The following is a 9,076-nucleotide window of genomic DNA, read 5'->3' on the forward strand; positions in this document are numbered from 1 at the left end:
ACACGACCGATGAGACATGGGAAAACAGCCCGAAAGAACGTGCAAGATAATGATAAAGTAAATAATAACATCTACCGATTAATATATATACGTTTAATTTTGAACATCTACTTATATATAAAAGAACATAATATTATGAAGTTAAAGATTGCAGTGTTGCCCGGAGACGGTATAGGACCGGAAATCTCGGTGCAAGGTGTCAACGTTATAAATGCCGTATGCAAGAAATTCGGACATGAAGTGAGCTATGAATATGCTTTGTGTGGCGCGGCGGCGATAGACGAAGTCGGTGACCCGTTCCCCGACGAGACATATAATATATGTAAGGAAGCCGACGCTGTTCTGTTCTCTGCCGTCGGCGATCCCAAGTTTGACAACGACCCTACGGCAACCGTCCGTCCCGAACAGGGATTGCTCGCGATGAGAAAGAAGCTGGGGCTATTTGCCAACATACGTCCCGTACAGACATTCAAGTGCATGGTCCACAATTCTCCGCTCAAGGCGGAACTTGTTGAGAATGCGGATTTCATCTGTATCCGCGAGCTGACAGGCGGCATGTATTTCGGCGAGAAATATCAGGATGACGACAAGGCGTACGACACGAACATGTACACACGCACGGAAATAGAGCGCATTCTGAAAGTGGCATTCGAATATGCCATGAAACGCAGAAAGCACCTTACGGTGGTGGACAAGGCTAATGTGCTGGCTTCATCGCGTCTGTGGCGTAAGATAGCACAGGAACTTGCGCCGCTGTATCCAGAGGTCACGACCGACTATATGTACGTGGACAATGCAGCCATGCGCATGATACAGGAACCGTCTTTCTTTGATGTGATGGTGACGGAAAACACATTTGGCGACATCCTTACGGACGAAGGCTCTGTGATAAGCGGCTCCATGGGACTGCTTCCGTCTGCATCGACAGGCGAGGGCGCTCCTGTTTTCGAGCCGATACACGGTTCGTGGCCACAGGCAAAGGGGCTGAATATAGCCAATCCCGTTGCACAAATCCTTTCGGTTGCCATGCTGTTCGAATACTTCAATCTGAAGGAAGAGGGCGAACTGATACGCCGTGCCGTGAATGTTTCGCTTGACAAAGGCGTGCGTACACCCGACATACAGGTAAAGGGAGGCCGGGAATACGGAACGAAAGAGGTTGGCGAATGGATAACCGACTATATAATCAACGCATGACACTGTGCCGATGTTGAGATGTAAAGTACTCGTAGGACTGTTGCTGTCGGTTGCTTTGGGATGTAAATCTCAGGACAACCGGCAGTTGCGTGACAGTATTAAGGTTATAAATGAACTGATTTCCGCACATCCGGACTCGGTTTCTTTGAGATTGAAAAAGGCTTCGTACAACCTCCGTCTCGGTCAATGGGAATATGCAAAGAGTGAGTATGACTACATAATAGAACGGTATCCGCAAAGCCTTACGGCACTGTTCTATCGTGCGTACGCCAACGAAAGACTTGGGCGGAACGCTTTTGCCCGCGCCGATTACGAGGCTGTGCTCGCCGCTTCGCCTGACAATTTTGAGGCGCAACTCGGACTTACGCTTGTAAATCAAAAGGACAAACGATACACCGAGGCGTTTGATATGATAAACCGCATGATACATCAATATCCCGACAGTGCCATTGTCTATGCCATACGAGCAGGCATGGAAAAGGAGCGCAACATGCTTTCGCTTGCCGAATACGACTATTCCGAGGCTATCAAACGCGACCCTTCAAACACGGATTACATACTTAACCGTGCGGATATCCGTATAATGACAGGAAAGAAAGAGGATGCAAGACGCGATCTCGACATGCTTGTAAAGTGTGGAATACCGCGTGCGTCGCTTGTAGAATTCTATAAGAAATGCAGGAAGTGATTGGTTAAAGGAGATAAGGGAAGTTAAAGGGAAGATAGAGGGAGATAAAGGACGTATGTCTTGTCGCTTCATACAAGAGTATTGTCCTTTATCTCCCTCTATCTTCTCCTTATCTCCTCCTATCTCCTTTTACATTCCTTTATCTCCCTTCAACGTCCTGATAAAGCTTCTCGCGAAGATACTTGCCCGTAAAGCTTTCCTTACAACCGGCTATATCCTCCGGAGTGCCTGCGCAGACAAGGCTTCCGCCCTTTGCACCTCCCTCGGGACCGAGGTCTATAACATAGTCTGCACATTTTATTACATCCATGTTGTGCTCTATCACAATCACAGTATGCCCCTGTTTTATAAGTGCATCGAAAGCTTCAAGCAGCCGTTTGATGTCTTTAAGGTGAAGACCTGTCGTCGGTTCATCGAATATGAACAGGGTAGGGGTTGCGCTTCCCTGACCTATATAGTAGGCAAGTTTCACACGCTGGTTCTCGCCTCCGGACAGAGTTGACGAGCTTTGCCCGAGCTTTATATATCCAAGTCCGACATCTTCCAAAGGTCTGAGACGCTTTACAATGCCCGTCTGCCCATGTTCCGTAAAGAACTCCATTGCCTCGCTTACGGACATGTCAAGTATGTCGTTGATGTTCTTGCCGTGATACTGTACATCCAATATTTCCGACTTGAAACGTTTGCCATGGCAGGCGTCACACTCAAGCACGATATCTGCCATAAACTGCATTTCCACCGTTATGGTTCCCGTTCCCTTACACTCCTCACAGCGTCCGCCTTCTGCATTAAAAGAGAAATGCTTTGCCGTAAAGCCCATCTGCTTTGACAGTTGTTGGTCGGCAAAAAGCTGCCGTATCTCGTCAAAAGCCTTTACGTAAGTTACCGGATTCGACCGTGTGCTTTTTCCTATCGGGTTCTGATCGATAGCCTCCACGTGTCTTATCTGCTTCCAGTCTCCTTCAAGTGACGAATATTCTCCTGGCAGTTCCGCCGCCTCGTCCAGATGTCTTTTCAATGCAGGATACAATATTCCGTTTATCAATGATGACTTTCCCGAACCGCTGACACCTGTGACAACGGTGAAAACGTTTAGCGGGAATTTAACGTCAAGCCCTCTAAGGTTGTTCATCCTTGCACCTTTCAACTCGATACACATGTTCCAGCTGCGCCGCGATGCCGGCAGCGGTATCGTTTCCCTGCCCGTAAGAAATTTTACGGTATGGCTTTGCGGATGCTTGTCGGCAGTCTCCTCGTTTATCTCGCCGGCATTTCCGTTGAATACCACCTCACCTCCAAATCTTCCGGCTTCGGGTCCGATGTCGATGATGTGGTCTGCTGCGCGCAGAATGTCTTCATCGTGTTCTACAACTACGACGGTATTGCCCAACGACTGCAAGTCTTTAAGTACCTTTATAAGTCTGAATGTATCGCGTGAATGCAGTCCGATGCTCGGCTCATCGAGTATATATAGCGAGCCGACAAGGCTGCTCCCGAGCGAGGCTGTAAGATTTATCCTCTGGCTCTCTCCGCCACTTAATGTATTAGACTGGCGGTTCAACGTGAGATATCCAAGTCCCACATCCACAAGGAATTGCAATCTGCTGCGTATCTCCGTCATCAGGCGTTTGCTTATGGCTGTATCGTGCTCGTCAAGCACAAGGTTATCAAACCAGTCTTTAAGACTGACCACAGGCATTTCTACAAGGTTTGTTATGCTTTTGCCGTTTATCTTTACATACTCAACCTCTTTTTTCAACCGTGTACCGTGACATTCCGGACATGTAGTCTTGCCTCTGTATCGGCTGAGCATCACCCTGTATTGTATTTTATACTGGTTATCCCTCACCATCTGAAAGAATGCGTCTATACAAACCTTGTCGCGCAGTTCCCTGTTCTTGTCGGACGGCAGCCCGTGCCACAGCCATTCCTTGTGTTTCTGTGAGAGATTGTAATACGGTTCAAATATCGGGAAGTTGTCTTTGGCTGCTCTTCGGCAGAATTCCTGACGCCATGCGCCCATTTTCTCACCGCTCCAGCACTGCACACAGCCGTCATAGACGCTCAAAGACGAGTTGGGGATGACAAGACGTTCGTCTATATCGATGATTTTACCGAAACCTTCGCATTTCGGACATGCGCCGATAGGGGAGTGAAACGAGAACATATTGTCACTCGGTTCCTCGAATGTCAGTCCGTCTGCTTCAAACCGTGTGGAGAAATCGTACGATATATTGGATGGAAGGAACATCAGTCTGCATTCGCCGTTGCCCTCGAAAAGCGCCGTTTCTGCCGAATCAGCCAACCGCGACAGCGAGTCTGCCTCTCCGTTAAGCGACATGCGGTCGACGACAAGATATATATCATGTTTTTTTATATCGCTACAGTCCATAGATTCATCCATGCTGTCAATGCGCACAAAGTCACCTTTATAATATACACGGGCATAACCCTGCTGTACGTATAGCATCAGTTGTTCGGCAAGACTACGACCTTCGGAAATATGCAACGGTGACATTATCACGAATTTAGTACCTTCGGCATACCCTTGCGCACACTCTATAATATCTTCAATGGAATGTTTCTTAACTTCATCTCCACTGACGGGCGAGTAAGTCTTTCCTATTCTTGCATATAAAAGCCTCAGATATTCATAAATCTCCGTGCTTGTCCCGACAGTAGAGCGAGGATTGCGCGATGTAACCTTCTGCTCGATGGCAATGGCAGGCGGCAATCCCTCTATAAAATCGCACTCGGGCTTGTTCATTCTTCCCAAGAACTGGCGTGCATACGATGAAAGACTTTCCACGTATCTGCGCTGTCCTTCGGCATATAACGTATCAAATGCCAGTGACGACTTGCCCGAACCCGATACTCCGGCAATGACTACGAACCGGTTTCTTGGTATTTCGAGTGATACATTCTTAAGGTTGTTCACTCGCGCATTCTTTATTTTTATTTTACCGCTCATCTTTTGTCAATTCATTATACCTCCGTTTTGCCAGTAGGTGACAGCAAATACCGAAAAGGATTAAACCGTATTTCCTATTTATCATAATACCCGTTATTTGTAAAATATTTGTTTTTATATTTGCACCGTATTCAACTTTATAACTGATTTGTTTATGTGATTATTGTTTTTAATATAAACCTTTTAATTTTTTTATCTATGTCTGAAAAAAGTAACAAAACATTTGGTATCATTCTCAAGGTTATCATCGCTGTAGCATCGGCTATTGCCGGTGCTCTTGGTTTTTCTTCTTTAAGTTAGTATTAACCTGCTGAATTTATTCAGCATACGCGGACGCCAAAGCCTTTGGCGTGGCTCGACGCTGCAGCGTCCGCGTTATTTTTATTATCATCATGAATTATCAGTTTACACGATGTTATGATCCTCGTACTGTTGTAAATCCTTACACAGGTGATCTTTTGCGTGTAGGATGTGGTATCTGTAAGGCATGTTTGCAGTCCCGTTCTTCTAAGATGAGTATGTTATGCTCTCTTGAGGAGCAGGACAATGTATATTGTGCCTTTGTTTCCCTTACATATAGCAACCGTTTTATTCCATTGTGTAAGCCTATTTTTAACCCCTCTGACAATTGCTATGATATTGTTGACATGGACGACCGTGTAGGCTCTCCCGGTACTGTTTTTGGTCGTGATTTTTGTAATTCTCATAAGTCTCCTGTTTATATGAAGAAACTTTTGAGTAAGATTAATTTGCGCGGTTTTATCGGTTATGGTTCCCGTCGTGATTTGCAATTGTATATCAAGCGTGTTAGAGATAGATTATTTCGTAAGACAAATGAAAAAATTCGTTTCTACGCTGTATTGGAATACGGACCGGTGCACTTCCGCCCGCACTTCCATATCCTATTTTACTTCAACTCTTCAGAAGCGCTCGAAATCATGTCACAAGTTGTACGTAAGAGTTGGACGTTTGGTCGTGTCGACTATTCTCTTTCGCGGGGTAAGTGTTCTTCGTACGTATCGAGCTATGTTAATAGCACTGTGTCTCTTCCCCGATTATTTGCGTGTGATGCCCTCAAGCCGTTCTCGAGTCATTCTAACTTTTTCGCTCAAGGGTTTTATCGCCGTAAGAAAGAAGAAATATATGAAAATGCCCCTAATTCGTTTGCAGGAATTAGCCGTGTTCTCAATGGAGAAAATGTTATCCTCAATCCCTGGCGGTCACTTACGTCTCTCTTTTTCCCAAGATGTAGAAAGTTTGATGATAAGTCTTATAGTGAGTTATACGAGTCTTATACAGTATTACGCGAGTGTGAACAAGAATTCAAATTTACCTCGTTGTCGCACTTGACTAGTATTCTTATGAGTATGGTACAGGACTTTATCAATGAGGACTATGTTGTACCCTCTGACCATTATTCCCCCCCCGTATTCATAAAATATTCCGTATATTAGGTATTGATTTCGGTTTGTATCGTTTCCATCAGACTAAGACAGGTAATTTTTTGGATTATTATCGTAACCGTATATATTCCGATTTGTCTGTTTCGAAGCGTTTCTTGTATTTTTGTTGTAAGGATTGTTCGGATTATGGTGATCGTGTCCGTACCCTTAATACTATCATTGAGTTTTATAGTAATCGCGATATGATTAATTTGCGTGATTTCTATACTTCTCAGATTGATTATCTTCGTGATTTTCCGTCATCTTCTCCCCTATCTTTATTGCTTTTCTATGATAATTCGTTTCCTCCTAATGGTTTCCCCCATGATTATAAGTCTTTTGTATCTTTTATCGATAGTTGTGATGTTCCTTACTCTGAAAAGTGTATATGTCAGTTACGTACTACTTTTATTGATATGTTGAAGTCCAATCCTATGTATAAGAACTATCGTTGTTTTGTTGATAAACGTTTTACCCGTGCTATTAAACATAAGCGTTTGAATGATATGAATAATATATTTATTAACGATTAATTTTTTATCTATGTCAAATTTACTTTCACAAGTTAATCTAAAGAATAAGGTTTCCCGTAATGGTTTTGACCTTTCTTTCCGTAATGCTTTTACTGCTAAGGTCGGTGAGTTGTTACCCATTTGTGTTAAGGACTGTCTTCCAGGTGATAAGTTTAAAATCAACACCAGTTGGTTTACCCGTACACAGCCTGTTCAGTCTGCTGCTTATTCCCGTTTTCGTGAGTATGTAGACGTTTTTTTGTTCCCTATCGTCTTCTTTGGCGTTCGTTTGATGATTTTATCATACAGACCGGTCAAATGTCTTCTGCTTCTTCTCCTCTTTCAAGTGTTTATCCTTTTGTCACTTCTCATCCCTATTTTACTGTTAGTGATATTCGTGATTATTTCAAAGAGTTGCGTATTATGCGTACAGTTACTAAAGGTAAAAATATCTTTGGTTTTGAGCGTTATTCACTTTCTTGTAAGTTGATGAGTTATCTTGGTTATGGTGATTTTCCTAGTTATGGTGTTACTGATGATTCCCAAGTAATTGGTACTTTTGTTCATAATTTCAATCTTAATCCTTTCCCACTTCTTGCTTATCAGAAGATATATCAAGATTGGTTTAGGAATAGTCAATGGGAGATGTCTGCTCCTTATACTTGTAATATTGATTATATGGGTCAAGCCAACTTGAATTCTACATTAAAAATTCCTATTGCTGGTTTGACTAGTCAGTTACATTCTGCTGCTCAAGGTTCTGTTTTGTCTCCTAATATGTTTGACTTGCAGTATTGTAATTGGAATAAAGATTATTTTACTGGTGTTCTCCCTCGGCCTCAATTTGGTCTTGATTCTGTTGCTACTCCTTTGACTGGTGAAGGTGAGGTTGTTACTTCTGATACTAATAATGTTAGTTATATTGAATTTGATGGTACAAAGACTGTATCTATTGGTGATACTTCATTAGAAGTTCCAATATCTAATGAAATTGGTTTGTCGGTTCTTGCACTTCGTAAGGCAGAAGCTGCCCAGCGTTGGAAAGAGATAACTATGAGTGGTCGTGCTGACTATCAGTCCCAGATTGAAAAGCATTGGAATGTAAAGGTATCTGATGATCGTTCTGGTCGTTGTCGTCGTCTTGGTGGTACAGGTTCAAATCTTGATATTTCTGAGGTAGTTAATAATAATATTACTTCTGATAATGCTGCTGATATTGCCGGTAAAGGTGTCGGAGGTTCTTCTGACTTTATAGAGTTTGATTGCTCTGAACATGGTGTCCTTATGGCTGTTTATCATTGTGTCCCTCTTCTTGATTATGTTGTTAGCGGTATTTCTAAGTATAATCTTAAAAATCGAGCTACTGATTATGCTATCCCTGAGTTTGATAGTATAGGTATGCAGCCTGTTAACCTTGTTGAATTGTCTTCTTATGGACTTGATGTTTTGCACTCCGGTATGACGTCCGGTTCTGTTGATTTTGATAATCCTACACAGTTCCTTTCTCAGTTAAATCTTGGTTATGTTCCTCGTTATGCAGAGTATAAGACTTCTGTTGATGAAGTTCACGGTGCTTTTATTTCCTCTCTTAAACATTGGGTATCTCCTATGACAGGTGAGTATATATCTAATTATTTCAAGCGTTCAATCGGTGATTTGAATATCAAAGGTATTGGTTATGCTTTTCAGAAAGTTAACCCCTCTCTTTGTGATAGTATATTCGGTGTTGCTTCTGATAGTTCTGTTGATACTGACCAGTTATTAGTAAATGTCGATTTTGATATTAAGGCTGTTCGTAATCTTGACTATAATGGTTTACCCTATTAAAAAATTTTGTTATGAGAAAAGTATTTCATTTTAATGAGGATTATGAATTTAATCTTCCTGTTTTAATCTCTGTTGTTTATCAGCCACAAGTTGTTGATTCATTTTATTTTGAAATTGTTGAAGATGATGAAGGTGTTAAATCTATCAGTATGGTTAATGATGTAGGTTTGCTTCTTGATAGTACCCGTCTTAATAACTTAGGTAAGGATACTTTGGATAATTGGTTGAAGACTCTTACTCCTTCTTCTGATAGTCTTGCTTCTCTTCGTTCTAAGTGTTCTGATTCTGATATATTGTCTATGGTTAAGTCGAGTGAAGATTCCAAATCGAAGTGCAAAATTTTGATTTAGGAATTACCTCTTTCAGAGTATTGTCCGTCCTCTCTTGGGGGCGCGCCCCCAAGAGAGGACGGAGCCAAAGTTTTTAACTGACAAAACAA

7 protein-coding genes and 1 pseudogene are annotated in these 9,076 nt (G+C 42.5%); 7 read left to right on the top strand and 1 reads right to left on the bottom strand.

Annotated elements, in window-relative coordinates; translation table 11 throughout:
- The first annotated feature begins 135 nt into the window (after window positions 1-135).
- Window positions 136-1,197, top strand: a complete 1,062-nt coding sequence (gene leuB, locus HPS54_RS08910) for a 3-isopropylmalate dehydrogenase (RefSeq protein WP_172345095.1) — start codon at window positions 136-138, stop codon at window positions 1,195-1,197.
- Window positions 1,198-1,207: 10 nt separating this feature from the next.
- The gene (locus tag HPS54_RS08915) at window positions 1,208-1,885 is read left to right on the top strand and encodes a tetratricopeptide repeat protein (RefSeq protein WP_172345096.1); all 678 of its coding nucleotides are present in this window, start codon (window positions 1,208-1,210) and stop codon (window positions 1,883-1,885) included.
- A 139-nt stretch (window positions 1,886-2,024) separates the two neighbouring features.
- On the opposite strand, the gene uvrA is transcribed toward HPS54_RS08915, so the two are convergent.
- Window positions 2,025-4,856, bottom strand: coding sequence for an excinuclease ABC subunit UvrA (uvrA, locus tag HPS54_RS08920; RefSeq protein ID WP_172345097.1), 2,832 nt, complete (start codon window positions 4,854-4,856; stop codon window positions 2,025-2,027).
- 198 nt (window positions 4,857-5,054) lie between these two features.
- Between uvrA and HPS54_RS08925 the strand changes: the two genes are divergently transcribed.
- From HPS54_RS08925 to HPS54_RS08945, 5 genes and pseudogenes are all read left to right on the top strand, one after another.
- A complete protein-coding gene (locus HPS54_RS08925) occupies window positions 5,055-5,156 on the top strand; it encodes a smalltalk protein (RefSeq protein WP_172345106.1) in 102 nt (33 codons plus the stop codon).
- Between the two features lie 347 nt (window positions 5,157-5,503).
- Window positions 5,504-6,310: a rolling circle replication-associated protein gene (locus HPS54_RS08930; protein WP_216653062.1), complete on the top strand. Its 807-nt coding sequence runs from the start codon at window positions 5,504-5,506 to the stop codon at window positions 6,308-6,310.
- A gap of 531 nt (window positions 6,311-6,841) precedes the next feature.
- Window positions 6,842-7,066: pseudogene (locus HPS54_RS13110) on the top strand (major capsid protein); the annotation flags it as partial.
- A 62-nt stretch (window positions 7,067-7,128) separates the two neighbouring features.
- A complete protein-coding gene (locus tag HPS54_RS08940; protein ID WP_253951978.1) occupies window positions 7,129-8,637 on the top strand; it encodes a major capsid protein in 1,509 nt (502 codons plus the stop codon).
- Between the two features lie 11 nt (window positions 8,638-8,648).
- Window positions 8,649-8,987 carry a hypothetical protein gene (locus HPS54_RS08945; RefSeq protein ID WP_172345101.1) on the top strand — a complete coding sequence of 113 codons (339 nt, stop codon included), beginning with the start codon at window positions 8,649-8,651 and terminating at the stop codon, window positions 8,985-8,987.
- The last annotated feature ends 89 nt before the right edge of the window (window positions 8,988-9,076 follow it).

It is taken from the genome of Xylanibacter caecicola (assembly GCF_013166515.1).
Taxonomy (GTDB): Bacteria; Bacteroidota; Bacteroidia; order Bacteroidales; family Bacteroidaceae; genus Prevotella; species Prevotella caecicola.

Coding starts and splice junctions, on each gene's coding strand:
- HPS54_RS08930 (WP_216653062.1), top strand. CDS start 5,504: ATGGACGACCGTGTAGGCTCTCCCGGTACTGTTTTTGGTCGTGATTTT.
- HPS54_RS08915 (WP_172345096.1), top strand. CDS start 1,208: ATGTTGAGATGTAAAGTACTCGTAGGACTGTTGCTGTCGGTTGCTTTG.
- HPS54_RS08925 (WP_172345106.1), top strand. CDS start 5,055: ATGTCTGAAAAAAGTAACAAAACATTTGGTATCATTCTCAAGGTTATC.
- uvrA (WP_172345097.1), bottom strand. CDS start 4,856: ATGAGCGGTAAAATAAAAATAAAGAATGCGCGAGTGAACAACCTTAAG.
- leuB (WP_172345095.1), top strand. CDS start 136: ATGAAGTTAAAGATTGCAGTGTTGCCCGGAGACGGTATAGGACCGGAA.
- HPS54_RS08945 (WP_172345101.1), top strand. CDS start 8,649: ATGAGAAAAGTATTTCATTTTAATGAGGATTATGAATTTAATCTTCCT.
- HPS54_RS08940 (WP_253951978.1), top strand. CDS start 7,129: ATGTCTTCTGCTTCTTCTCCTCTTTCAAGTGTTTATCCTTTTGTCACT.